Here is a 23,569-nt window from a genome sequence, read left to right as displayed (position 1 = left end):
TCGATCAACCCCGCGTTCAACATCCGGACACAATTACTTGTTGTCGTGGCCTTTATGAATTCCTCGGATTCACGAGCCACCCTGCCGAGTCGGCTGGCGGACATCGCGGCCGACCATCCCCGGGTGGCGGCAACCTTCTGGTCGACCGCCGAGACCATGGACTACGCGGAGATGCTGCGCGCCTCCCGGATCGCCGCGGCGGCACTGGTCCGGCGCGGGGTGCGCCCCGGTGAGCCGGTGGGCATCCTGTGCCCGAACGCCCCCGAATTCCTGGTGAGCCTGTTCGCCATCACCGCGGCCGGTGCGGCGGCGGCCCCGCTGCCCCTCCCGGCCGGCGCGCGCCGAGCGGGCGGCTATCCGCAGCAGCTCGCCGCCATCACCGCGACGGCCGGCATGCGCACGGTCCTGGCGTCCCCGCGTTTCGGTGAACTGGTGCCGCTGCTGCACGGGACCGTGAACGTCGAGTTCCTCGACACCGCAACGCTGTCGACCGGCGGCGGAGCCGACGAGGCCACCGCCGAGGAGGTCGAGGCCCTGGCCCGCGCATTGCCCGCGCCTCGTACCGACGACCTGGCGATCGTGCAGTTCACCTCGGGCAGTACCGCGATGCCCAAGGGTGTCCTGCTGACCCACCGCCAGGTACTGAGCGGCCTGGCCGCGATCCGCACCGGCATCGCGCTGGACCTGGACGATCAGGGCGGCTTCTGGCTTCCGCTGTTCCACGATATGGGCCTGTTCGGCACGCTCTCGGCGATTCTGCGCGGCATCCCCGCCCACATCTGGTCGCCGATGGCTTTCGTCAAGGATCCGGCCCGCTGGCTGCGCGAATTCGCGGCGAGCAAGACCACCATCACCGCCATGCCGAACTTCGGCTACGAGGCCCTGCTGGCCGCGATCGGACCCGAGCAGGTCGCGGAATACGATCTGAGCAATTGGCGCATCGCCTTCAATGGCGCGGAACCGATTTCGCGCGAGGTGGTCACCGCCTTCGGTGAGCGCTTCGCCCCGGCCGGTTTCGCGCCCACCACCATGTTCGGCGTCTACGGGATGGCCGAGGCCACCCTGGCGGTGGCGTTCCCGCCGCTGGGCCGCGCACCGGTCTTCGAATGGGTGGATCGCGCCGCGCTCGCCGACGACTCCGCCGCACAACCGGTTTCGCCGCACGATCCCGGTGCGCGGGCCGTCGCCGGGGTGGGAGCGGCGGTGCAGGGGCTCGAACTGCGCATCGTGGACCTCGAGAGCGGGACCGACCTGCCGGACGGGCGCGTCGGGGAGATCCTGATCCGCGGCGCGTCGGTCACCGACGGTTATCTCAGCACCGATCCCGCCTCGGTCGCCGACCGCTTCGTCGACGGCTGGCTGCGCACCGGCGATCTCGGATATCAGCGTGCCGGTGAGCTTTTCGTGACCGGCCGCTGCAAGGACATGATCACCGTGCGCGGCGTCAACCACTACGCCCAGGACGTGGAAGCGGTGGTGCGCGACCTCGACGGCATCTACAAGGGCCGCTGCACCGCCGCGGTCGACCCCGACGGCGAGGACCACATCGCGCTGATCGCCGAATCCGAGCTCACCGGCGCGGACGCCGAGCTGCTCTCGCGCACCATCCGCGAGCGCATCGCCGCCGAACTCGGCCTGGCCGCGGTGCAGGTGCACCTGGTCGCGCCGCGCAGCATCCCGCGTACCAGCAGCGGCAAGCTCCAGCGCCTGGCCGCCCGCGACCTCATCGCCCAGCAGTAGCTCGAGAAGTACACAAGCCCAGCGGTATTCGCCTCTCACGAACCGGAGTCCCCCGTGCACAGTTACGACGTCTTCCGCCACTACGAACGCCTGCACTGGAATCTGAGCGACCTGAACTTCGACGCCGTCGACCCGGCCCTGGTGCGGCCGGAGTACGTGACCCTGGCCAAGAGCGCGGCCATGGGTGAATCCAATGTGATCGCCGCCGTGGACGGATTCCTGCGCGAATTCGTCGACGACTACGACTTCTCCACCTTCGCCGTGGTGTGGGGTTACCAGGAAGTTCAGCACCACTACGCCTTCCGCACCTGGCTGCGCGCCATCGGCCAGGATGTGCAGGACAAGGCCGTGGACGCCATGCGCGAGCCGTACGCGCCCGGCACCACCCCCTCGGCCACCCTCGCGACCAACATCATCTCCGAGCTGACCGTGAACCACGTGTATCGCGCGGTGTCGGCATGGGTGCAGGAGCCGGTGCTGAAAACGTTGCTGCTCAACGCGAGTCGCGACGAGGCCGGTCACGCGCGCGAGTTCATCCACTACGCCACCGAGCGCCTGGTTCGTCACCCGGAGGAACTGTCCTCGGTGCTCGAGACCCTGTACGTGTACAGCTCCGAAGCCAAGATCAAGCATCCGGTCAGCACCTTCAAGGCCGGTATCGCCGAGATGGGCGATCACGAGACCATCGACACCGGCTTCGAGCTGTTCCTCGAACAGGTCGCCGCCACCGGCGAATTGGAGGTGCTGCACGACAAGGTGCGGCGCACCTTCGCGAGCATGACCGGCCTGGATCTGTCCAGCAACGCCAAGGTGCGCCGCGCCCTGGCCGACGTGATCGCCTGATCGTGGACGTCCCCTGGTCGGTGGTGCCCGACTACCACTGCTTCGGCTGCTCCCCGCACAACGCGTCCGGGCTGGGGCTGAGCTTCACCCCGCATCCGGACGGCCTGCAGGCCAGCTTCCGGCTGAGCCGGTCCTTCGAGTCCTATCCCGGCGTGGTGCACGGCGGCCTGACCGGCGTGATCTGCGACGAGGTGATGGGCAATCTGATCGTGCTGGCCCGCCGCACCCCCGCCTTCACCGTCTCACAGCGCACCCGCTTCCTGACCCCGCTGCTCGTTGATGCCGAATACCTCTGTGTCGCAAGCCTTTCCCACGGCGGTACCGGGCTCATCCAGGCATCGGCCGACATCTTCGACGGCGAGGGCGCGGTCTGCGTCTCCTCGACGGCGACCTATCAGCCCTTCGCCCTGGCCGACGTACGCCATCAACTCTCCCTGGACGACGACGAGGTCGCCCTGCTGTCCGACGCCATCACCACCGCGTCCGCCCCTTCCTCGAATGGAGTTCTGACATGACCAGCGACATCCTGCGCACCGTGACCGAGATCGCCGCGGCCGAAACCGGTCTCCCGGAGGCGGAGCTGCGCCCGGACGCCGATCTGCGCGCCATGGCCGGCGTGGATTCGGTGCGGGTGCTGCGCATGATCGCGCGCATCGAGCGCACCTTCGACATCGAGCTCGAGGACGAGGACGTGTTCGGCACCTCCACCCTCGCCGAGGTCGCCACCGTGGTGGACAAGGCCCTGCGGGAAGCGGCATGACCGTCACCGCCGATACCAATCAGCACTACGATCTCGATCCGGACATCTTCGGGCAGTTCCTGGATCCGCAGCGCAAGTACAGCGCCGGTCGTTACCAGAGCGACAGCGACACACTGGAACTGGCGCAGCGCAACAAGCTGCGGTTCGTGGCCGGGCGCCTCGGCCTGACCGGTGGCGAGCAGCTGCTGGACATCGGCTGCGGCTGGGGATCGCTGATCCTGTTCATGGCCCAGGAGTACGGCTGCCACGCTCTGGGCGTGAGTCCCGCACCGCGTCAGCACGAGTACATCGCGGAGCAGGCGCAGGAGCGCGGGGTGGCCGCCCTGGTCAGCACCCGGGTCGGGCATTTCGAGGAGATGGACCTGCCCGCGCGCAGCGTGGACGCGGTCACCATGCTCGGCTCGATCGTGCACATGCCCGATCTGGACGAGGTGTTCCGCCGGGCCCGCACGGTGCTGCGGCGCGGTGGCAGCCTCTACGTCTCGGAGAGCTGCTTCCGTAATGCCGCAGCCCGCAAGGCCTTCGACGAGCGCGCGGGCACCGAGTTCGTGCGCTCCGACATCTTCGGCTGGGGTGATCTGCGGCCGCTGTCGGATCTGCTGACCGCCGCCGAGGACGCCGGTTTCTCCATCGTCGCGGTGGACGATCTCACCCAGGACTACCACCGCACCATCGAGGCCTGGATCGAGAACGTGGACGCCGCAGCCGAGAAGATCGACGCCCACCAGCCCGGTCTGGCCGCCAAGCTGCGGCACTACCTCGAGGTCGCCAATGCCGGATGGGGCTACACCACCAAGCATTACGGCCTGACCTGCCGCAAGGCGCGGTAGCGAGCCGTCATGAGGATCGACACCACCACCCTGCTGCCCGTCGACGAGCTGACCGCGGCCGTCGACGGGTTCCTGGCCGCCTCGCCCGTCGCGCGCGGCTGGGATGTGGAGACCGCCTTCGACTGGTCCGCCGCCGACGCGAACCGCCTCACCGAGGGCCAGCGCTCCGCCGTGCAGTTCGTGACCTTCATCGAGGATCACCTACCCGGCTATTTCGACGTCTACCACCGGTCGTTCCCGGTGGACGGCTCGGTCGACCTGCCCACCTTCGCCCACAATCGCGAGCTGTACCACTTCACGGTCCGCTGGGCCCTGGAGGAGGACACCCACGCCCGCGCGCTGGCCCGCTACCAGTGCGAGTCCGGCATCACCGAACGCGGAACTCTCCGTGACGAATTGGCGATCGAGGGCCACAAACCCTTCGATCTCCCCTACGACCATCCGGTCCAGTTCTTCGCCTACGCCCTGGTGCAGGAGAAGGCGACCCAGATGTACTACCACCAATTACGGGACGTGGTGGAGGATCCCGTGCTCACGGCCGTTCTGTCCCGCCTGGCGCGGGACGAGGCCCGGCATTTCAGCTTCATGGCCGACGTCACCACCCGCTACCTGCGCACCTACGGTGACGCCGCCGTGGAACCCATCCGCGACGTGATCGCCAATTTCCGCATGCCCCTGTCCGACACCCTGCGCGGCTATTGGCGCTGGGCCCTGCGCATCGCCGATGTCGCGGACTACGACCACACCGCCGCCTACGAACACCTGCTCAAGGTCATCGACCGCGCGGTGGACGCCCGCACCGATCGCGTGGACGAACTGGCCGTGTTCATCGCTCAGTGCCGCGCGCTGCACTGAGCGGCGTCCGCGGCTGATCCGCCCCCCACCGCGCCGAGCCCGCCGCGGGCACGCCGACCTCACCCACGTTTCCCGTTCGTCGCACACGGATCGAGTGCGAAGTCGGTGAAATGTGGGTGAAGTCGTTGTGGGCCGGGGCTGTTGGGCGGTCGCTCGAGCGGGATACGCCAATACTGTGGGGAGATGCGGATCGGATCGTTGCGGCGGGCATATCTGGCCGCGGAGTACGCGGCCCTGTTCTTCGGTGGGACGACGGCGTACAACGCCGTCGCGCGGGGGAAGTCGCCGATTCCGGCCCTGCTCGTCCTGGGGTCGGGGGCGGCGCTGTATCTGCGGCGGTCGCGGGGGTTCGACCGGAACTCGCTGTGGCGCGCGGAGGCGCTGCGACCGCAGGCGCGGTCCATGGCCGCCTCGGCCGGTGTCAGCGCGCTCGGACTCGCGGCCGGCGTCGCGGCGCTGCGGCGGGAGGATCTGTTCGATCTGCCGCGGCGAAATCCACTGGTGTGGCTCGCGGTGCTGACGCTGTATCCCGCGCTCAGCGTGTACCCGCAGGAATTGATCTTCCGGTCCTTCCTTTTTCACCGCTATGCACCGGTTTTCGGAGACGGCCTCGGTATGGTTGCTGCCAGCGCGGCCGCGTTCGGGTACGTGCACATCGTCTTCGGCACCTGGTTCTCGGTTCTGGCCAGTGGGGTCGGGGGGTGGATCTTCGCCATGCGGTACCTGCGGACGCAGTCGCTGTTCACCGCGTCCGTGGAACATTCGGTGTACGGAATGCTCGTGTTCAGCATCGGCTTGGGCCGGTACTTCTATCACGGTGCGGCGCCGGCGGCGCGGGTTCGGCTGGGTGGCGCGGCGGTGTAGCGGTGAACACGGCGTGTGGTGGACAGCGTGTGGTGAACACAGTGGCGTGATCACGAAGGGAGTCAGCGCACATGCACGATGACCGCCGGTTGATCGAGGGCAGGCTCGGTCGCGTGATGGACCGGATTCGTCCGGCGATCTACCCGGAATCGGTGCCGCTGCGAGCCTCGGTATGGGTCGCGCCGGACGAGCCGGTACCGGTCGCCGAAGGACTGGCGGCCCCGCGCACGCCCATCGAATCCGGGGCGCGCTGGGGTGCGGCGTGGGGAACCAGCTGGTTCACCGTCGAGGGCGAGGTGCCCGCGAACTGGGCCGGAAAGACCGTCGAGGCGATCATCGATATCGGCTTCGACCCGGGAGCGACCGGTTTCCAGTGCGAAGCTCTGGTGTATCTGCCGGACGGATCGCCGGTGAAAGGTCTGCACCCGCAGAGCCAGTGGGTGCGGGTGGGGTCACCGGTGCGGGGCGGGGAGCGGGTGCTCTGGCACGTCGAGGCCGCCTCGAATCCGCAGATTCCGTTCTCGCCCAACGATCTCGGTGACACCTCGACCGCCGGGAGCGAACCGCGATACCGGCTGGGGCGGCTCGATCTCGCGGTGTTCGACGAGGTGGTCTGGGAGCTGGTGCGCGACCTCGAGGTACTGGGCGAGCTCATGCACGAGATGCCCGAGGACCCCGCACGCCGCTACGACATCGTGCGCGCCATCGAACGAGCGCTGGACGCGGTGGATCTGTGGCATGTGAACGAGACCGCCGCCGCGGCGCGCGCCTGCCTGAGCGAGGTGCTGGCCGCGCCCGCGATCGCGTCGGCGCACACGATCTCCGCGGTCGGGCACGCGCACATCGACTCGGCGTGGCTGTGGCCGCTGCGCGAGACGGTCCGCAAGGTCGCCCGCACCACCTCGAACATGACCGCGCTGCTGGCCGTGGAGCCCGAGTTCGTCTACGCCATGTCCCAGGCCGCGCAGTACGACTTCATCAAGCAGCATCGGCCCGAGGTCTACGCGAAGGTGAAACAGGCTGTGGCCGAGGGACGTTTCGTGCCCGCGGGCGGCATGTGGGTGGAAGCGGACACCAATATGCCCGGCTCCGAGGCGATGGCCCGGCAGTTCGTACACGGCAAGCGGTTCTTCCTGGACGAGTTCGGCATCGAGAATCAGGAGGCCTGGCTGCCGGACACCTTCGGTTTCGCCGCCGGGCTCCCCCAGATCATCAAGGCGGCCGGATCTCGATGGCTGCTGACCCAGAAGATCTCCTGGAGTCAGACCAACCAGTTCCCGCACCACACCTTCCTGTGGGAGGGCATCGACGGCAGCCGGATCTTCACCCACTTTCCGCCGGTGGACACCTACAACTGCTCCATGTCCCCTCGCGAGATCGCGCACGCGGCAAAGAATTTCAAGGAGAAGGGCCGAGCCTCGATGTCGCTGGCCCCGACCGGTTACGGCGACGGCGGTGGCGGCACGACGCGCGAGATGATCGCCCGCGCGGCCCGCATGCGGAACCTCGAGGGCGCCCCGAAGGTGCGGTGGGACACCCCGGCCGACTTCTTCACCAGGGCCGAGGCCGAGTACCGTACCCCGCCGGTCTGGGTCGGCGAGCTGTATCTGGAGTTGCACCGCGCCACCCTGACCAGCCAGGCGAACACCAAGCAGGGCAACCGGCGCAGCGAACACCTGTTGCGCGAGGCCGAGCTGTGGGCTGCGACGGCGGCGGTCCGCGCGAATCTCGAGTACCCCTACGACACCCTGGACCGGGTCTGGAAAACGGTGCTGCTGCATCAGTTCCACGACATCCTGCCCGGCTCGTCGATCGCCTGGGTGCACCGCGAGGCCGAACAGACCCACGCGGCGGTGGCGCGGGAACTGACCGCTCTCATCGACCGGACCCGATGGGCTCTCGGTGGGGAGCAGCCGGGCCCGAACCTGTTCAATTCCACACCCCACGAATGGGATTCGATCCCGGCCGGCGGCGCGGCCGTACCGACCACCGCCGCACCGGCCGCGGTCGCCGAGCGCACCGGCGGCGGATTCGTCCTCGACAACGGCCTGCTGCACGTCGAAATCGACGCGCACGGCCTGATCGTCTCGATCCTCGATCTCGAGCACCGGCGCGAAACCCTGCCCCCGGACTCCCCGGCGAACCTGCTGCAACTGCACCCCGATTACCCCAACGCTTGGGACGCCTGGGACGTCGATCTGTTCTACCGCAACCGAGTCACCGACCTCACCGACGCGGATTACGTTGTCGCGGGCATACATTCGACGGATTCGGCGGATTCCGCAGCCGCGCGCCGTTCGGCGGCTCCACCCACGTCCCACGCATCGGCACAGCAGGGCGCATCGCAGAGCACGAACGCACCCGCGGAGTCGGCCCGACAGGCAGAGCCGACTCCGGCGGCGGACTCGCCCGCGTCGGCGGTGTCCGCCCGGGCCGCCGAATCGGTCGCTTCGCCCGAGGCGGACGGCTCGGCTGTGGTGCGCGTCGGTCGCACGTTCGGATCTTCTTCCGTCGAGCAGACGCTCACGCTGCGGCCGGGTGCGCGCGGACTCGAGATCGACACTCGCGTCGACTGGCACGAGAGCGAGAAGTTCCTGAAACTGGCCTTCCCGCTGGACATTCACGCCGGGAGCTACGCCTCCGAGACGCAGTTCGGGCATCTGTTCCGGCCGACGCACACCAATACCAGCTGGGAGTGGGCGAAGTTCGAGGCGTGCAACCATCGGTTCGTGCACCTCGGCGAACCGGGCTGGGGCGTGGCGCTGGTGAACGATTCGACCTACGGCCACGACGTCACGCGCACCGTGCGCGCGGGCGGCGGAACAACCACGACGGTGCGGGCGTCGCTGTTGCGCGCCCCGCGCTTTCCGGATCCGGAAACCGATCACGGCGCGCATCGATTCCGGCACACGCTGGTCCCCGGTGCCTCGATCGGTGATGCCGTGCGCGAGGGCTACCGCATCAACCTCACGCGGCCGGATTCGGTTGTCGCGCCGGGTGTCGCGCACGCGGTCGCGCCGCTGTTCGTCATCGACGACGACGCCGTGGTCACCAGTGCGGTGAAACTCGCGGACGACGGGAGCGGCGATGTGGTGCTGCGGGTGTACGAATCGCTCGGCGGTCGCGCGTCGGCGCTGGTGACCGTCGGCTTCGCACATGCCGGGTTCCAGGTCTGCGACCTGCTGGAGCGCCCGCTGGACGGGGACCCCCCGGCGAGCCCGGAGGGCACGGGCGTTCGGCTGTCGTTGCGCCCCTTCCAGCTCGTCACGCTGCGGTTCGCGCGAGCGGAAGGGTGAACGGCCCGGCCCTCCGGGATCTGTGAACCGGCACTCAGTTGCCGGGGCCCAGGACGAGCACGGTGGTGGAGCCGTGCGCGATGAGTTTGCCTGCGGCGTCGGTGATCCGGCCCTCGGCGGTGGCGGTGCGACGGCCGACGTGCACGGCGGTGGCGTCGCAGGTGAGCCGGGAGCCGTCCATCGTGACCGCGCGAATGAAGTTCACCTTGAACTCCAGCGTCGTATAGGCCACGCCGTCGGGCAGTTTCGTGAATACCGCGCTGCCCATGGCGGTGTCCATGAGGGTGGCGATGACGCCGCCGTGCACGGTGAACATGGCGTTGATGGTCGCCGGATTCGGATCCAGGTAGTACTTGGTGCAGCCGTCGCCAGCGCTGACCAGCCGGATCCCGAGGGACGCGCCGACGCCGAGATTCTCCTGCAAACCACGCTCGAACACCGCGGTGAGCTCGTTCACGCGCTTGGCCACGGTCTCGTCGAGCACGGTCTCGTCGAGCACAGCCTCGTCGAGCACGCCCTCCTCGAGCACAGCCTCCTCGAGCACGCCCTCCTCGAGCACAGCCTCCTCGAGCACGCCCTCCTCGAGCACAGTCTGCTCGAGCGCCGCGCGCTCCTCGAGTTCAGTCTCCGGTCGAGCATCGGTGCTGGTCATGGAATCTTCCTCCCTGCCGATCGAGTGTGCGGCCATTCGATCAGCGGGGAGTGAATTCCACATGGCCACAAGGGTTTCCATTCCCATCTCCGATCGGCTGATCGACACTGCCAGCCGCCGGGCGCATCGCGGTCACCGACCGATAGCGTCGCGACATGGTCGATATCGAGGCGCCGGATCGGATCGAAACCGTCGGGGCGGACTTCTTCGCCGATCCGCACGCGCACTACCGCCGCTGGCGCGACCACGGCCCCGTCCGGCGAGTCCGCTTCCCCGACGGCGTGATCCGCTGGGTGATCCTCGGTCACGCCGAGGGCCGGGCCGCCCTGTCCGAGCCGAGCCTGCACAAGGACGCCCGCAGCATCGATCGGCTGCTGAGCGCGAAGAAGCAGGTGGCTCCGTCCGACCCACGGGCCCTCGCGCTGTTGACGCACATGCTCAACACCGATCCGCCCGAGCACACTCGGCTGCGCAAACTGGTGAGCAAGGCATTCACCGCACGCCGAATGGCTGCCCTGCAACCCCGCATCGAGGCGATCACCGAGTCATTGCTCGATGCCATGACCGCACACGCGGCTCGGGTCGACGCCGAGGGCGGGAAGCAGACCGACCTCGGGGCCCGAGAACGAGTCGATGTCACGGCCGGGGAACAGGTCTACGGCAGAGTCGAGACCGAGTCCGAGATCGATTCCGACGCCGGATCCAGCGCCGGGAGTGAGGCCGGAGCCGAGGTCGAGACCGGAGCCGTAGTCGAGGCCGGAGCCGTAGTCGAGACCGGAGCCGTAGTCGAGACCGGAGCCGTAGTCGAGACCGGAGCCGTAGTCGAGACCGGAGCCGGAACCGAGCTCGAGGTCGATCTGCTGCGCGAATTCGCTGTGCCGCTGCCGATCACGGTGATCTGCGAGCTGCTGGACGTGCCGATGCGGGACCGCGACACCTTCCAGGAATGGACCCAGGCGCTCGTCGGCGTGGCCGGGCTCGAACGGGAGCGCGCCGCCGCCACCACCGCCATGGCCGCGTTCCTGTCCCGCCTGATCCAGGACAAGCGCGCCCACCCCGGCGAGGATCTGCTCTCGGCCCTGATCACGCCCGCGGTGGACGAGGACGGCGGGGACGCTCTCACCGATCCCGAACTGGTCGCCATGGCCTTCCTGCTTCTGGTCGCGGGGTACGAGACCACGGTCAACCTCATCGCCAACGGCACCCTCGCGCTCCTTCGGGACCGCGACCGCCTGCGCGCCCTGGCCGCCGACCCCGACGCGATCCCGGCCGCCGTCGAGGAATTCCTGCGCTACGACGGCCCGGTCAACATGTCCACCGTCCGCTTCACCACCGCCCCGATCACGTTCGGCGACACCGAGATTCCCGCCGGGGAGCTCGTCTACATCGCCCTCGCCGCCGCCAATCGCGACCCGCGGCGCTACCCGTCCCCCGACGGCCTCGATCCGAACCGCGACACCACCGGTCACCTGGCTTTCGGCCACGGCATCCACTTCTGCCTCGGCGCGCCCCTGGCCCGCCTCGAAGCCCGCATCGCGTTCACCGCACTACTGCGACGCTTTCCGAGTCTGGCTCTCGCCCCCACCGCGACCACGCCGCAGTGGCAGTCCAGCACCCTGATCCGTGGTCTGCTGAATCTTCCTGTGCGCCTGGGAAACTGAACGCCCGCACTGTCGCCCGGCGCTTGGATCAACGGCCCGAGTCTTCGAACGGCCCGAGACTTCGTGGGCGATTGCACGGGTTGCCGCGCGCGAAGTCCGAGAAGCTCACCCCGCACCGTCGCCGTGCGAGACGCCCTCGAGGGCGTCACGCCCCACAAACTGTCCATCCTCACCCGCTGCGGGGCGCGGCCGAACCGTTGCGCCGACGATCCGGATTCGACAAAGCCCGCACGGCAGACGGCCACACGGCCAGAACGGCCGCACGACAAAGACCCCGCCCGGATGATGATCCGAACGGGGCCTTCTGTCCCCCGGGCGAGGTTTCGCCGGGTCTGTCCCCCAGGTGAGGCGGTGGGGAAGTTACTTGGCCGGGGTGTTGGGCATCGGCTGGTTGATGGTGGTGAAGTACTGCACCGCAGCCAGAATCGCGACCGGCGCGGTCACGAGGACCTGGCCGACGAGGGTGCCCAGGAAGCCGATGACGCTGACGCCGGCGATGCAGCCGACGATGGCGCCCGGCAGCGCGCCGAACATGGCCGAGAGCGCACCGGTGAGGACCGCGCCGGTGGCGCCGCCGAGGACGCAGCCGACTGCCGCACCGGCGATGCCGCCGACCAGGGTGCCGATGGTGGCGCCCGCGGAGATGGTGGTGGTCATACGGCTCCAGGCCGCCTGCTCACGGTCGTAGTCGTTCTTCCAGGGAGCCTGGTTCTCGAAGGGCAGCGCGACCGGCTTGTAGGTGGCGTGCTGCAGATCCAGCTGCGGGGTGAGCACGGCGGTGCGGTCACCGATCTCGGCGGCGATCGGGAATTCGAACTCGTCGACGCGGAAGGACAGCGCCGTGCCCGCGACGACGGTGCCGTCGGCGGCCTTGATCTTCAGGACGCCGTCCTCGACTCCGATGGAGCCCGCGTCGGTGGTGATGGTCGTCGTCGTGGCGGTATTGGTGGACGTGTAGTTCACAACGCCGGGCTGGTCCGCCTGCGCCGTGCCGGTGGTTCCGGCGGTGACGCACAGTGCGGCGGCGAGCAGCGCGGACGCCGCGACAGTCTTCCTCATCGTGTACTTTTCTCTCTCTGTGTCATTCCCCGGATGGGGTCATGGCAATTCCCCGGACGGGGTCGGGTGTCTCCCCGGGCGGGGATACGGCGCGTGGAAGTACGCGCACGGCTTGGATGCGTGATTTCGCGAGGGGACAGCGTCTTTCGCCGCCTCAGAGGTCCAGGACCAGTACCTCCGAGCGGGCGCGCGAGACGCACGGCAGCATGGTCCTGCCGCTCTCGCGCTCCTGTGCGGTGAGCACCGAATCCCGATGCTCCACAACGCCTTCGAGCACGGCCGTCTCACAGCTTCCGCAGGTGCCCTCCCGGCACGAGGTGATGAGCGTGATGCCCGCGCTCTCGAGCACGTCCACGATCGAGCGTCCCGCCGGTATCGGCAGCGAACGCCCGTCGATCGCGAGCCTGACCTCGAATTCGCGATCGGCCGCGGTGTCCACGATCCGCGCGGTGAAGCGCTCGGTCCGAACCTCCGAACCCGCTCGCGCACCCTCGGTTTCGACCGCGGCGAGCATCGGCTCCGGACCGCAGCAGTACACCGTGGCCCCGGAGTGCTCGCCGAAGATCTCCGCCAGCGGCAGCAGCCCGGCCTCGTCCTGCGGGACCAGCCGCACCCGGGAGTATCGCCGCAAGTCCGCCGCGAACGCCAGGTGTGCGCGGGTCCGCGCCCCGTAGTACAGGGTCCAGGTCCGGCCCGCGCGCTCGGCCGCGACGAGCATCGGCAGGATCGGCGTGATCCCGATCCCACCCGCGACGAACACGTACTCCTCGCTGTCCCGCAGCTCGAAATTGTTGCGCGGCAGCGACACCTGAAGCCGGGTACCGGGCAGAGCGGTCCGGAACAGATGGTCCGAACCGCCCCGGCCGGCCGGGTCGTGCAGGATCGCGATGCGCCAGTGATCCGAGGCGGGATCACCGCACAGCGAGTACTGCCGCACCCCGGCGGCGCCCACGCTCACGTCGATGTGAGCGCCCGGTGACCACTGTGGAAGCCCGGCGTCGCCGACCGCCGACAGGTCCAGGGAGAACACTCCCTCGGCCTCGTCGTGTCGATCGGTAACCAGGACTGTCAGCTCGGTCATCGCATCCCCTCGGTGGAATCAGCGTCGCCCTCACCCTGGACGAGCGCGATTGCTTTCGTGCGCCGGTAGCGGGACACGATTCGCCCGATCGAGATTGACTATCGCCCGGACCCGATACACTGCCCCGGCCCGAGACTGGCCCCATGAGCGCTGTGGCTGAAAGCACCGTGGCAGAACTGGTCGAGAAGACCAGGCAGTTCGTTGTCGACCACGTCATTCCGGTGGAGCGCGAGGTGGTGGTCGACGGCCGCGTCACCGATGACGCGCTTCGCCTGGACCTGCAGAACAAGGCCAAGGAGGCCGGAGTCTTCGGTCCCCTCTCCCCTCCGGAGTACGGAGGTCTGGGACTGGACACCCGCGCTCAGGCGCAGGTGCTCGAGGCCGCCGGGGCGAGCCTGCTCGGACCGCTCGCGGTCAATGCCTGGGCCCCCGACGACGGCAATATCCACCTGCTCGCGCATGTCGCGAACGAGGAGCAGCGCGCCCGCTATCTGGCCCCGCTGGCCTCGGGCGAGGTCCGTTCGGCCATCGCGCTGACCGAGCCGGCCCCCGGCGCCGGCTCGGATCCGCGCATGCTGGCGACCGTCGCGCAGGAGACCGACACCGGCTGGGTCATCAACGGCGACAAGCACTTCACCACCGGCGCGAACGGCGCGGCCTTCACCATCTGCGTGGCGATGACCCCCGACGGCCCCACCATGTTCCTGGTCGATCAGGACAACCCGGGCCTGAAGGTCGGGCGGCGGATGCCGACCCTGGATCACACCAGCGCCCCCGGCGGGCACTGCGAGGTGAAGTTCACCGACTGCGAGGTCTCCGACGCCGCCGTTCTCGGCCAGGTCGGGCGCGGCCTGGAATTCGCCCAGGTCCGCCTCGCGCCGTCGCGACTGACCTTCTGCATGAACTGGTTCGGCCTGGCGGTGCGCGCGCAGCAGCTCACCATCGACCACATCACCTCCCGCACCTCCTTCGGCGTCCCGATCGCCGAACACGGTCTGGCCCAGGGCCTGATCGCCGACAACGAGATCGAGCTGGCCGCGGCCCGCAGCCTGATCCGCTCGGTCGCCGAGACCATCGACATCCACGGCCCGACCTCCTCGCAGGCCCGGCACGAGACCTCGATCGCGAAAACCTTCGTCTCCGAGACGGTCTGGCGCGTGCTGGATCGCGCGGTGCAGCTGCACGGCGGACTCGGTGTCTGCGAGGACCACCTGGTCGCTCGATTCCTGGTCGAGGCCAGGGCCTTCCGGATCTACGAGGGCCCCTCCGAGGTATTGCGCTGGTCGATCGCCCGGCGCGTGCTGCGCGCAACCCGCTGAAAGCTCTCTCCTACCTAACGATTGGGAACGATCGCGATGACCACGAAGGAACACGCCGGTGTCGGCGTCGCCGCCCCGAACCCGGACGCCGGCACGATCATCGAAGCACCCCACGGATTCGGCGCGGCCTATCCGGACCTGGACCCCGAGCACATCGACTACGACTACCTGCGCGCGGTGTCCCAGGACCTGGTGCCGTTCGGCCGGCTGGTCGGCACGCGGATCACCGAGGTCGGACCCGACCGCGCGGTGGTCGAGATCCCCGCCGGCGAGACGGTGCGCAACCATATGGGCACCGTGCACGCCGGCGCACTGTTCACCGCCGCCGACATCGCGGGCGCGACCGCGTTCGTCGGAGCGGCCGCCGCCCGACTGCACACCGTCGATCGCCTCGTGCTGCGCGGCGGCAACGACTCCTACCGCAAGCCCGCGGTGGGCCGCATCCGCGCGATCGCCACCGTCGATCAGCGCGAGCTGGCCGACATCCTCGCCGCGACCGCCTCGGCGCGCTTCGAATTGTCCGGCAAGGCCGTACTTCTCGACGACAACGACGTGCTGGTCGCCAAGTTCACCTTCGACTACGTCTGCGATGTGACCATCGCCGAAACGGAGATCCGGTGACCACCGCAACCCCCGAATCCCGTTCGGAATTCGGCTCTCTGGAATCCACCCGCGTCAGCACCGCCGACGGCGTCGCCTTCACCGTGCGCTTTCTGCCGTCCGAGCGGGCCGATGCTCCCGTCGTGCTCGTGCTGACCGCCATGGGCATGAAGGCCAAGCACTACCTGCATCTCGCCAGAGCACTGCATGCGCAGGGCCTTTCGGTGGCGACCGTGGATCTGCGCGCGCACGGCGAGGCCGCGCCCGCCCTCGGCGAGCACGCCGACTTCGGCTATCGCGAGATGCTCGAGGTCGATCTGCCCGCCATCGTCACCGCCGTGCAGGCGCGTTTCCCCGGTGCGCCGCTGCACCTGTTCGGCCACAGTCTCGGCGGGCAGCTCGCGCTGCTGTTCGCCGCCGCCGAACCCAGCCGGGTCGCGGGCGTCACGGTGATCGGCACCGGGACCGTGTTCTGGTGGGCCTTCGGCCCGCGGCGGTGGTTCGAGGCGCTGAGCCAGATCCAGTGGATCGGCCTGGTCTCGCGGTTCAAGGGCCACTGGCCCGGCGGCGTGCTGATTCCCGCCCCGATGCCCGGCGGCGTCATGATCGACTGGTCGGTGCACTCGCTGACCAGCTACTACCGTCCGCGCGGCACCCGCCGCAAATACAACACCCTGCTGGCCGAGATGACGCTGCCCGTGCTGGCCGTCTCGCTGTCCGAGGACGTGCTCGGCCCGAAATCCAATGTGGACTTCCTGGTTTCGCGCATGCCCGCGGCCCGCGTGACCCAGTGGCACATCGACGAATCCTCGTCGATCGCGCATCGCGACCACTTCCAGTGGGTGAAGGACGCACCGGCGATCGCGACCGGTGTGGCGACCTGGATCAACTCCGGCTCCGCGCCGGACTGAAGGAGAGACGTGGCCCGGCTGCAGATCAACGCGGTGTCGAAAAAATTCGGCGCCGACTACGCGGTGCGCGAGGTGAGCCTCGACATCGCCGATGGGGAATTCCTGGTGCTGCTCGGCCCCAGCGGATGCGGCAAATCCACGCTGCTGCGCATGATCGCCGGGTTGGAGGAACCGTCCTCGGGACGAATTCTGCTGGACGGCAACGACATCACCCAGGAACCGCCGCAGCGACGGGACCTGGCCATGGTGTTCCAGAGCTACGCGCTGTACCCGCACCTGACGGTGGCCAAGAACATCGGCTTCCCGCTCAAGTCTCGCCGTCAGCCCCGCGCGACCATCGCCGAACGGGTCCGGGAGGTCGCGGCCACCCTGGAGCTGTCCGCGCTGCTGGAGCGGCGGCCCGCCGCGCTCTCGGGCGGTCAGCGGCAGCGAGTCGCCCTGGCGCGCGCCATGGTTCGCGATCCCGGGGCCTTCCTGATGGACGAGCCGCTGTCCAACCTGGACGCGAAGCTGCGCAGTGCGACCCGGGCCGAGCTGATCGGCCTGCACCGCCGCCTCGGCGCGACGTTCCTGTACGTGACCCACGATCAGGTCGAGGCCATGACCATGGCCTCGCGCATCGCGCTGCTCAACGCCGGACAGGTCGAGCAGGTCGGCACGCCGGAGGAGCTCTACGACCATCCGCGCACGGCCTTCGTCGCGGGCTTCCTGGGATCGCCGCCGATGAACCTGTTCCCGGCGACGATCACCCTGGTGGACGGTGAACTGCGGGTGCGGACGGACGGCGTCGACGCCCCCCTCGGCATCGAGAACCGATCCGGTGACGGGACAGCGGTTCTCGCGGGCATCCGGCCGGAACGACTGCGCCTGAACGGAATCGGCGGCGCCGAAGCGGCCGTACGCGGACAGGTGACGATGGTGGAGAACCTCGGCAGCGAGGAACTCGTGCACGTCACCGCGGGTGCGGTCGAACTGTGCGCCCGGGCCGCGCGCCCGGCCGGAGTGCGCGTCGGTGACGACGTCGCCCTGTACATCGACGCGGCCGATATTCACCTCTTCGATCCGGAGACCGGGCTGCGACTCGCCTGGCAGGCGCCGGACGCGGCAGCCGAGTCCCATCCGGCGGCCGCCCCGCTCGCAGCGCCCCTCCCCACAGAGCCCCCCTCGGACGTGACGGCCGTATCCGTCGCCTGACTCTCGCACCACCACTCGATGAGGAGAATCTCGTGAAACGCACTGTGCCCGTTCTGGGCCTGGTGTTCACCGCCGCCCTGACCCTGAGCAGTTGCGGTCTCGGCGGCACCACGGCCACCGACGCCACGTCCACCGCCCAGGTGCCCGAACTCGCTGCGGACCAGCAGGTCTCGATCGTGTTCGAGTCCTACAACTACGGCCTGGCCGGCGCTTGGACCGACACGTTCAACTCGCTGATCTCGGACTTCGGCAAGAAGTTCCCCAATATCAAGGTCACCGCGCAGAAGCCGCAGGGCAACAGCCCCAACCCGGCGACCGACACCATCTCCAGCATCCAGAACCAGATGGTCGCGGGCACGCCGCCCGATGTCGCCCAATTGGGTTTCAGCGACCTGGATTTCACGATCAACCAGCTCAAGGCCAAGCCGCTGGACAGCCTGTTCGGCAAGGACGCCGTGCAGAAGAACTTCGACGGCGTGCAGCCGTACGCGCCGAAGGCGCGCACCCTCGACGACTGGGAGGGCCACACCTACGGCGTCCCGTTCGTGTTCTCCACCCCCGTGCTGTACTACAACGCCTCGCTGTTCGGCCAGGCCGGACTGGACCCGGCCAAGCCGCCGACCACCTGGCAGGAAGTCGCCGACGCCGGTAAGGCCATCAACACCAAGACCGGCAAGGACGGCGTCTACATCGACTGCCTGACCAAGTCCGCCAAGGACTGGTGCTTCCAGTCCATGCTGCGGTCCAACGGCGGCCGGGTCATCTCCGAGGACCGGCGCACGCTGAACTTCGCCGACGCCCCCAGCGTCGAGGTCACCAAGATGGCGCAGGACCTGGTCACCAACGGGATCATGCCGAAGCTGGCGCAGAAGCAGGGCTACGAGGCCTTCGCGCGCGGCGAGATCGGCATGATCCTCGAGACCAGCGCCATCCAGGGCACCTTCGTCACCGGCGCCAAGGACAAGTGGGACCTGCGCTCGACCACCATGCCGCGCTTCGGCACCAAGGCGCCGATTCCCACCAATTCCGGTGCGGGACTGCACATCCTGTCGAACGATCCGGCCAAGCAGCGCGCGTCGTGGGAGCTCATCAAGTTCCTCACCAGCGAGGATTCCTACATCAAGATCGCCAAGAACATCGGCTACCTGCCGCTGCGCACGGCCATGATGACCGTGCCGAACCAGTTGGGCGGCTGGGCCTCGGAGAACCCGCTGCTGGCACCGAACGTCGCGCAGCTGGCCACCATGGAGCCGTGGATCTCGCTGCCGGGCAACAACTACCTGCAGATCCGCGACGGCATGATGGACGCGATCGAGTCGATCGTGTTCCAGGGCAAGGATCCCCAGTCCACGCTGACCGCCGCCCGTGAGCAGGGCGCCAAGCTCCTGCCGGTCTCATGAGCGAACTGACTCTGGTCCAGATCACGGACACGCACCTGCGGGCCGACGGGGAGAAGGTGTTCGATCAGGTCGACACCCACGCCGCGCTGACCGGCGTGCTCGACCAGCTGAAGTCCTCCGGACGGCGGATCGACGCGCTGGTGCTCTCGGGCGACCTAGCCGACAACGGCTCACCCGAGGCGTACCGGCGGCTGCGAGCCCTGCTCGAGCCGGCCGCCGCCGAACTCGGCGCCCAGCTGATCTACGTCATGGGAAACCATGACGAGCGTGGCGCCTTCGGGGTCGAACTGCTCGACCTCGAACCGGGTGCGGCGGATCGATCGACGCCGCACGATCAGGTCACCGAGGTGGACGGGCTGCGGATCGTCGTGCTCGACAGCACCACCCCGGACATGGCCGACGGACGGCTCGAGGTCGATCAGCTGGCCTGGCTGCGGACACAGCTGAGCACGCCCGCGCCCCGGGGAACCGTCCTGGTGCTGCACCATCCGCCCCTGCCCTCGGCCATCGCCGCGGCCCAGGTGCTGAAGCTGCAGGACCCCGACGCACTGGCCGACGCCCTCGCCGGCACCGACGTCCGCATGATCCTGTGCGGGCACAACCACATGACCGCGGCCTCCTCCCTCGCGGGGATCCCGGTCTGGGTGGGACCGGCGCTGGCGTACCGGCTCGACGCCATGGCTCCGGCCGGGCGGCAGCGCGCGATCACCGGATTCGGTTACAGCCGAATCGATGTGCTCTCCTCGACGGTGATCGCCACCGCCGTGGAGGCCACCCCGGCCGCCGAGCTCTACAACCGCGCCGAGGCCGAGGTGCTCGAGCACCTGGCCGCGGTCGTCGGGGAAGCCGGGTAGCCCGGGTGTTCGTCCTCATCGACGCACAGGACGCGCCGCCGGAGTCCGTCTCGGCTCCGGCGGCGCGTCCGCGCACCGCGCTGCTGCACCGGGTGCGGCGGACCGCCGCACCGTACCTGTACCTCGCGCCCGCGCTCTTCCTGCTGATCGTGTGGACGTATCAGCCGCTGGTGCAGGCGTTCCAATTGTCCACGTACTCCTGGAATCTGCTGCCGACCTCGCCCATGAAACCGGTCGGCGCCGCGAATTACGAACGCCTGCTGGACCTTCCGGAGTTCTGGGCGTCGCTGCGCCGGACCGGGTGGCTGATCGCGGGCATGCTGCCGTTCACCATCGTGCTGCCACTGCTGATCGCGCTGGCCAGTCGGCGGGTGCAGGGCCGGGCCCGAACCTTCTATCACGCACTGATATTCATGCCGTTCCTGGTCGCGCCGGTCGCGGCGGCGGCGGTATGGCGGTGGCTGCTGCACCCCGGTAGCGGATTCGTGGATCAGCTGCTGGGCACCCATCGCAACTGGGTCTACGACTCCGGCACCGCGCACGCGGTGATCATCGGCATCACCTGCTGGCAGTTCATCGGCTTCGCGGTGCTGGTGGTGTGGGCCGGATTGGCCGGCATCAGCGGCGATTACGACGAGGCGGCCCGGGTCGACGGCGCGAGCGCGGGACAGATCCTGCGCCGGATCACGCTGCCGATGCTCTCACCCACCCTCATGTTCCTGGTGCTGACCACCGTACTGCTCAGTCCCACACTGACTTTCCCGCTGATCGACACCATGACCCAGGGCGGCCCCGCCCAGTCCACCACCAATGTCTACTACCTGCTGTGGGATTACGCCTTCCACAGCTTCGACGCCGGATTGAGTTCGGCGGCCGGTGTGATGCTCTTCGGTGGATTCAGCGTGCTGGCCGGAATTCTGGTCTGGATATCGGAAAAGGTTTCCTTCCATGATGATTGAGTCTCCGATCATGGATCGAGTGCGCACCGCCGGCAGCCATCTGCTGCTGGCGGTCACCGCCCTGATCTGTGTCTTCCCGATCTACTGGCTCTTCGCCACGGCCCTGCGCCGCCCCCAGGACGTCATGTCCCAGTCCCCCGTTCCGTGGCCGCTGTCGCTGGGGAACTTCACCACCGCGGCGCGCGATGTGGACATCACCGGCCTGATCGCGAACACCTTCCTGGTGGCGATCCTCTCGGCCGTGGGTCAGCTGCTGATCGCCCTGCTCGCGGCGTACGCCTTCGCCATGTACACCTTCCCGCTGCAACGCCTGCTCTACCTGGCGTTCGTGGGCACCTGGCTGGTGCCGTTCCAGGTCACCATGCTGCCCAACTACATCCTGCTCACCCGTCTGGGCCTGATCGACGCCCTGGTCGGCGTGGTCCTGCCCACCCTGTGCTCCGCGCTGGCGGTCCTGCTGCTGCGCCAGCACATGAACGCCTTCCCCAAGGAGCTCGTGGCCGCCGCCCGAATAGACGGGCGCTCCTCCTGGTCCATCCTGTGGACGGTCGTGGTCCCCAACCTGCGGCCCGCGCTGGCGGCCCTGGGCATCCTGCTGTTCATCAACGCCTGGAACGAATACTTCTGGCCCGCGGTGGTGCTGCGCCATTCCAACAGCGTCCTGCAGTTGGGCCTGCGCAGCTTCATGGGCACCGAGGGCGAACAGTGGGGTCCGATGATGGCCGTGGCGGGGCTGGCCTGCCTGCCCGTGCTGATTCTCTATCTGGTGCTGCAGCGCCACATCGTCAACGCGTTCGTGCGCTCGGGACTGAAGTAGCGGCCCGAATAGTTCAGCGGTACAGCACTTCAGCGGTACAGCGTCGGCTCGATCACCAGATCGAAGAGCGGCGTATCCACCCGGACGGGTGCGAGCGCCGTCGCGTCGAGTGTCGCCGGGTCGGTCCCGGGCCCGGCGAACACGCAGTGCCCATTGGGATTGATCACCAGTGATCGATCCGCGCCGTTGGCCGCGGCGATCCCCCCGGCCTCGGGTATGCGCACCCGCACCGCGCCCCGCAATTCCACCGCCGTGCCCGGCGCCACCGGCACCACCTCGTGCACCCACGGCGCGATGAACGGGTGCGCGACGATCACGGTGCCCTCGGGTCCGTCCCCGACCGCCACCTGTGGGACCTGAATCGGCGAGAACCCCGGCGTGAGCAACTCACCCTGGGTGTATCCCGCGCCGTTGGCCACCTGTGCGTAGTCGGGCCGGAACGTGTCGGCCTCGGCATTCCCCGCGCCGAGCGCGACCATTCCCACGCCCACGCCGACCGCGATTCCACCACCGATGATTGCTCGTCTCATCTGCCCGATTCTGCGGAAACCTCCGCTACCAGCACAGACTTAGACTCACCGCGATTGATCCACCCGCGTGGGAGCGGTCGCGGTGATCAGGCGGGGGATTTATTTCTTCAAGACGACTCGGTCTCGGCGCTCTGCAGGGTGTCCAGCGCGGCCGCGGCGAGGGTGCGGCCCTCGGCGATCACCGAGTCGGCTCGATGGAAATCCAGAGTGCCGCAGACGTTCTGGGGAATATCGATGACCAGGTCCGGTGGGTGAGCCGCGAGGTGATGCCTGGTCAGCGCGTTCAGCATCAGATCGATCGACCGCTGGGCCACATCGGTCGCGCGGATGCTGGTGAGCGCGCGCGGCGCGGCGTCGGCGGAGGCGATCTCGGCCGGGACCGCACCGCTGCGACGCTGTGCGGCATTGCGCCGCCACTGGGTGAACCAGTTGGGGCGCGGCTGAGCGCGGTCGTAGGCCGGATCCGGCGGTGCGGAGAGATTGACGCCGATCGTCAGGTCGGCCGGCCCCATCGCCATGGTGGCGATGACCGGCAGCGGATCCAGCACGCCACCGTCCACGAGCACGTGCCCGTCCATCAGCACCGGCGTGACGAACCCCGGAATCGCGATCGACGCGCGGATGGCGGCATCGAGCGCGCCCTCCCGGAACCAGATCGAGCGCCCGACCGTGAGATCGGTGGCCACCGCGATGTACGGCATCGTCAGCCCCTCGATCCGCAGATCGCCCAGCATCTCCCGAATTCGATCCAATACCCGCTCGGCCCGGATCACCCCGGGTTCGCTGAGCGAGGGATCCAACAGGCGCACCACCTCGAACTGCCCGAGAGTCGTTGCCCACGCGGTGAATTCGTCCAGTCGCCCGGCCGCGAACAGACCTCCGACGAGCGCCCCCATCGACGATCCCGCCACTCCGACGACCTCGTAATCGCGTTCGCGCAGCTCCGCGATCACCCCGATGTGCGCGTACCCCCGCGCCCCACCGCTGCCCAGCGCGAGCTTCACCCGTTTGCCCGACTTGCCCGACGACATCCTGTCACCGTACGGCGATCGGCAACTCTTTAGCAATCACAACTCGCGGGCGTGCGCTCCTCGGCGGCACGCCCGGAGAAAGTGCGGTCGATCAGCAGTCGATTCCGCCGGCCGATCCGAGACTGCGCTGCAACACGCATGCCAGCCCGGTCACCACGGTGCCGACCGAGCCGGAGCTCGATCCGGAATCACCGGCCACGTGCTCGACCGCGCCGGGCTGCTCGGCGGGCGCCGCCGTGGCCTGACCGGCGATCCCCATCAGCGCCCCCACCGAAACCGCCGCAGCCACCGCGGCATTCGCGATACCTCGCAT

The 23,569-nt window shown here is 68.6% G+C and carries 23 protein-coding genes; 17 read left to right on the top strand and 6 right to left on the bottom strand.

Annotated elements, in window-relative coordinates:
* Positions 1-54: 54 nt before the first annotated feature.
* The 8 genes from NJ1_RS07820 (at position 55) to NJ1_RS07785 (ending at position 9,188) form a co-directional block, all read left to right on the top strand.
* A complete protein-coding gene (locus tag NJ1_RS07820) occupies positions 55-1,740 on the top strand; it encodes an AMP-binding protein (protein ID WP_067689528.1) in 1,686 nt (561 codons plus the stop codon).
* Positions 1,741-1,794: 54 nt separating this feature from the next.
* Positions 1,795-2,583: a ferritin-like domain-containing protein gene (locus NJ1_RS38845; RefSeq protein WP_067689525.1), complete on the top strand. Its 789-nt coding sequence runs from the start codon at positions 1,795-1,797 to the stop codon at positions 2,581-2,583.
* A gap of 2 nt (positions 2,584-2,585) precedes the next feature.
* Positions 2,586-3,098, top strand: a complete 513-nt coding sequence (locus NJ1_RS38840; RefSeq protein WP_245717270.1) for a PaaI family thioesterase — start codon at positions 2,586-2,588, stop codon at positions 3,096-3,098.
* On the top strand, positions 3,095-3,343 hold the full coding sequence (locus NJ1_RS07805; RefSeq protein ID WP_067689522.1) for an acyl carrier protein: 249 nt from the start codon (positions 3,095-3,097) through the stop codon (positions 3,341-3,343). The genes NJ1_RS38840 and NJ1_RS07805 overlap by 4 nt, the downstream gene beginning before the upstream one ends.
* Entirely contained in the window at positions 3,340-4,173 is an 834-nt protein-coding gene (locus tag NJ1_RS07800; RefSeq protein ID WP_067689519.1) for an SAM-dependent methyltransferase, read from the top strand. The genes NJ1_RS07805 and NJ1_RS07800 overlap by 4 nt, the downstream gene beginning before the upstream one ends.
* Before the next feature lie 9 nt (positions 4,174-4,182).
* Positions 4,183-5,028, top strand: coding sequence for an acyl-ACP desaturase (locus NJ1_RS07795; RefSeq protein ID WP_067689516.1), 846 nt, complete (start codon positions 4,183-4,185; stop codon positions 5,026-5,028).
* 183 nt (positions 5,029-5,211) lie between these two features.
* Complete coding sequence (locus NJ1_RS07790; RefSeq protein WP_067689513.1) at positions 5,212-5,892, top strand: CPBP family intramembrane glutamic endopeptidase; 681 nt, start codon at positions 5,212-5,214, stop codon at positions 5,890-5,892.
* Between the two features lie 71 nt (positions 5,893-5,963).
* A complete protein-coding gene (locus tag NJ1_RS07785; protein ID WP_067689510.1) occupies positions 5,964-9,188 on the top strand; it encodes an alpha-mannosidase in 3,225 nt (1,074 codons plus the stop codon).
* Between the two features lie 34 nt (positions 9,189-9,222).
* On the opposite strand, the gene NJ1_RS07780 is transcribed toward NJ1_RS07785, so the two are convergent.
* Positions 9,223-9,840 (bottom strand): PaaI family thioesterase, encoded by a 618-nt coding sequence (locus NJ1_RS07780; RefSeq protein WP_084477872.1) that lies wholly within the window; start codon positions 9,838-9,840, stop codon positions 9,223-9,225.
* Positions 9,841-9,995: 155 nt separating this feature from the next.
* Here NJ1_RS07780 and NJ1_RS07775 point away from each other — a divergent pair, with 155 nt between their 5' ends.
* Positions 9,996-11,501 carry a cytochrome P450 gene (locus NJ1_RS07775; RefSeq protein ID WP_067689508.1) on the top strand — a complete coding sequence of 502 codons (1,506 nt, stop codon included), beginning with the start codon at positions 9,996-9,998 and terminating at the stop codon, positions 11,499-11,501.
* A gap of 360 nt (positions 11,502-11,861) precedes the next feature.
* Here the strand turns inward: NJ1_RS07775 and NJ1_RS07770 are convergent, their stop codons facing one another.
* Both NJ1_RS07770 and NJ1_RS07765 read right to left on the bottom strand, forming a co-directional pair.
* Positions 11,862-12,560: a DUF8020 domain-containing protein gene (locus NJ1_RS07770; RefSeq protein WP_067689505.1), complete on the bottom strand. Its 699-nt coding sequence runs from the start codon at positions 12,558-12,560 to the stop codon at positions 11,862-11,864.
* Between the two features lie 154 nt (positions 12,561-12,714).
* Positions 12,715-13,641 (bottom strand): PDR/VanB family oxidoreductase, encoded by a 927-nt coding sequence (locus tag NJ1_RS07765; protein WP_067689502.1) that lies wholly within the window; start codon positions 13,639-13,641, stop codon positions 12,715-12,717.
* 143 nt (positions 13,642-13,784) lie between these two features.
* Here NJ1_RS07765 and NJ1_RS07760 point away from each other — a divergent pair, with 143 nt between their 5' ends.
* From NJ1_RS07760 to NJ1_RS07725, 8 genes are read left to right on the top strand one after another with little or no spacing between them, the layout of a single operon-like run.
* Positions 13,785-14,960 (top strand): acyl-CoA dehydrogenase family protein, encoded by a 1,176-nt coding sequence (locus tag NJ1_RS07760; RefSeq protein ID WP_067689499.1) that lies wholly within the window; start codon positions 13,785-13,787, stop codon positions 14,958-14,960.
* 36 nt (positions 14,961-14,996) lie between these two features.
* Complete coding sequence (locus NJ1_RS07755) at positions 14,997-15,581, top strand: YiiD C-terminal domain-containing protein (protein ID WP_067689496.1); 585 nt, start codon at positions 14,997-14,999, stop codon at positions 15,579-15,581.
* A complete protein-coding gene (locus NJ1_RS07750; RefSeq protein ID WP_067689493.1) occupies positions 15,578-16,471 on the top strand; it encodes an alpha/beta hydrolase family protein in 894 nt (297 codons plus the stop codon). The genes NJ1_RS07755 and NJ1_RS07750 overlap by 4 nt, the downstream gene beginning before the upstream one ends.
* Positions 16,472-16,480: 9 nt before the next feature.
* Positions 16,481-17,665, top strand: coding sequence for an ABC transporter ATP-binding protein (locus tag NJ1_RS07745; protein WP_067689490.1), 1,185 nt, complete (start codon positions 16,481-16,483; stop codon positions 17,663-17,665).
* A 32-nt stretch (positions 17,666-17,697) separates the two neighbouring features.
* Entirely contained in the window at positions 17,698-19,065 is a 1,368-nt protein-coding gene (locus NJ1_RS07740) for an ABC transporter substrate-binding protein (RefSeq protein ID WP_067689487.1), read from the top strand.
* A complete protein-coding gene (locus NJ1_RS07735) occupies positions 19,062-19,919 on the top strand; it encodes a metallophosphoesterase (RefSeq protein ID WP_067689484.1) in 858 nt (285 codons plus the stop codon). The genes NJ1_RS07740 and NJ1_RS07735 overlap by 4 nt, the downstream gene beginning before the upstream one ends.
* Positions 19,920-19,924: 5 nt before the next feature.
* Positions 19,925-20,878 carry a carbohydrate ABC transporter permease gene (locus tag NJ1_RS07730; protein WP_084477856.1) on the top strand — a complete coding sequence of 318 codons (954 nt, stop codon included), beginning with the start codon at positions 19,925-19,927 and terminating at the stop codon, positions 20,876-20,878.
* Positions 20,871-21,695: a carbohydrate ABC transporter permease gene (locus NJ1_RS07725; protein ID WP_422615741.1), complete on the top strand. Its 825-nt coding sequence runs from the start codon at positions 20,871-20,873 to the stop codon at positions 21,693-21,695. The genes NJ1_RS07730 and NJ1_RS07725 overlap by 8 nt, the downstream gene beginning before the upstream one ends.
* Positions 21,696-21,724: 29 nt before the next feature.
* On the opposite strand, the gene NJ1_RS07720 is transcribed toward NJ1_RS07725, so the two are convergent.
* The 3 genes from NJ1_RS07720 to NJ1_RS07710 all read right to left on the bottom strand — a co-directional run bounded on the left by NJ1_RS07720 (position 21,725) and on the right by NJ1_RS07710 (position 23,569).
* Entirely contained in the window at positions 21,725-22,225 is a 501-nt protein-coding gene (locus tag NJ1_RS07720) for a hypothetical protein (RefSeq protein WP_067689478.1), read from the bottom strand.
* A 107-nt stretch (positions 22,226-22,332) separates the two neighbouring features.
* The gene (locus NJ1_RS07715) at positions 22,333-23,256 is read right to left on the bottom strand and encodes a patatin-like phospholipase family protein (protein WP_067689475.1); all 924 of its coding nucleotides are present in this window, start codon (positions 23,254-23,256) and stop codon (positions 22,333-22,335) included.
* Between the two features lie 91 nt (positions 23,257-23,347).
* On the bottom strand, positions 23,348-23,569 hold the full coding sequence (locus NJ1_RS07710) for a hypothetical protein (protein WP_067689467.1): 222 nt from the start codon (positions 23,567-23,569) through the stop codon (positions 23,348-23,350).

Origin of the sequence: Nocardia jejuensis NBRC 103114 (assembly GCF_001613145.1) — a bacterium.
Taxonomy (GTDB): domain Bacteria; phylum Actinomycetota; class Actinomycetes; order Mycobacteriales; family Mycobacteriaceae; genus Nocardia; species Nocardia jejuensis.
This window is presented reverse-complemented; position numbering and strand designations above follow the sequence as displayed.

What these genes read in the sequence shown, in the direction of transcription:
- NJ1_RS07820 (WP_067689528.1), top strand. Translation starts at nt 55, where the DNA reads ATGAATTCCTCGGATTCACGAGCCACCCTGCCGAGTCGGCTGGCGGAC.
- NJ1_RS07805 (WP_067689522.1), top strand. Translation starts at nt 3,095, where the DNA reads ATGACCAGCGACATCCTGCGCACCGTGACCGAGATCGCCGCGGCCGAA.
- NJ1_RS07800 (WP_067689519.1), top strand. Translation starts at nt 3,340, where the DNA reads ATGACCGTCACCGCCGATACCAATCAGCACTACGATCTCGATCCGGAC.
- NJ1_RS07795 (WP_067689516.1), top strand. Translation starts at nt 4,183, where the DNA reads ATGAGGATCGACACCACCACCCTGCTGCCCGTCGACGAGCTGACCGCG.
- NJ1_RS07790 (WP_067689513.1), top strand. Translation starts at nt 5,212, where the DNA reads ATGCGGATCGGATCGTTGCGGCGGGCATATCTGGCCGCGGAGTACGCG.
- NJ1_RS07785 (WP_067689510.1), top strand. Translation starts at nt 5,964, where the DNA reads ATGCACGATGACCGCCGGTTGATCGAGGGCAGGCTCGGTCGCGTGATG.
- NJ1_RS07780 (WP_084477872.1), bottom strand. Translation starts at nt 9,840, where the DNA reads ATGACCAGCACCGATGCTCGACCGGAGACTGAACTCGAGGAGCGCGCG.
- NJ1_RS07775 (WP_067689508.1), top strand. Translation starts at nt 9,996, where the DNA reads ATGGTCGATATCGAGGCGCCGGATCGGATCGAAACCGTCGGGGCGGAC.
- NJ1_RS07770 (WP_067689505.1), bottom strand. Translation starts at nt 12,560, where the DNA reads ATGAGGAAGACTGTCGCGGCGTCCGCGCTGCTCGCCGCCGCACTGTGC.
- NJ1_RS07765 (WP_067689502.1), bottom strand. Translation starts at nt 13,641, where the DNA reads ATGACCGAGCTGACAGTCCTGGTTACCGATCGACACGACGAGGCCGAG.
- NJ1_RS07760 (WP_067689499.1), top strand. Translation starts at nt 13,785, where the DNA reads ATGAGCGCTGTGGCTGAAAGCACCGTGGCAGAACTGGTCGAGAAGACC.
- NJ1_RS07755 (WP_067689496.1), top strand. Translation starts at nt 14,997, where the DNA reads ATGACCACGAAGGAACACGCCGGTGTCGGCGTCGCCGCCCCGAACCCG.
- NJ1_RS07735 (WP_067689484.1), top strand. Translation starts at nt 19,062, where the DNA reads ATGAGCGAACTGACTCTGGTCCAGATCACGGACACGCACCTGCGGGCC.
- NJ1_RS07725 (WP_422615741.1), top strand. Translation starts at nt 20,871, where the DNA reads ATGATTGAGTCTCCGATCATGGATCGAGTGCGCACCGCCGGCAGCCAT.
- NJ1_RS07720 (WP_067689478.1), bottom strand. Translation starts at nt 22,225, where the DNA reads ATGAGACGAGCAATCATCGGTGGTGGAATCGCGGTCGGCGTGGGCGTG.
- NJ1_RS07715 (WP_067689475.1), bottom strand. Translation starts at nt 23,256, where the DNA reads ATGTCGTCGGGCAAGTCGGGCAAACGGGTGAAGCTCGCGCTGGGCAGC.
- NJ1_RS07710 (WP_067689467.1), bottom strand. Translation starts at nt 23,569, where the DNA reads ATGCGAGGTATCGCGAATGCCGCGGTGGCTGCGGCGGTTTCGGTGGGG.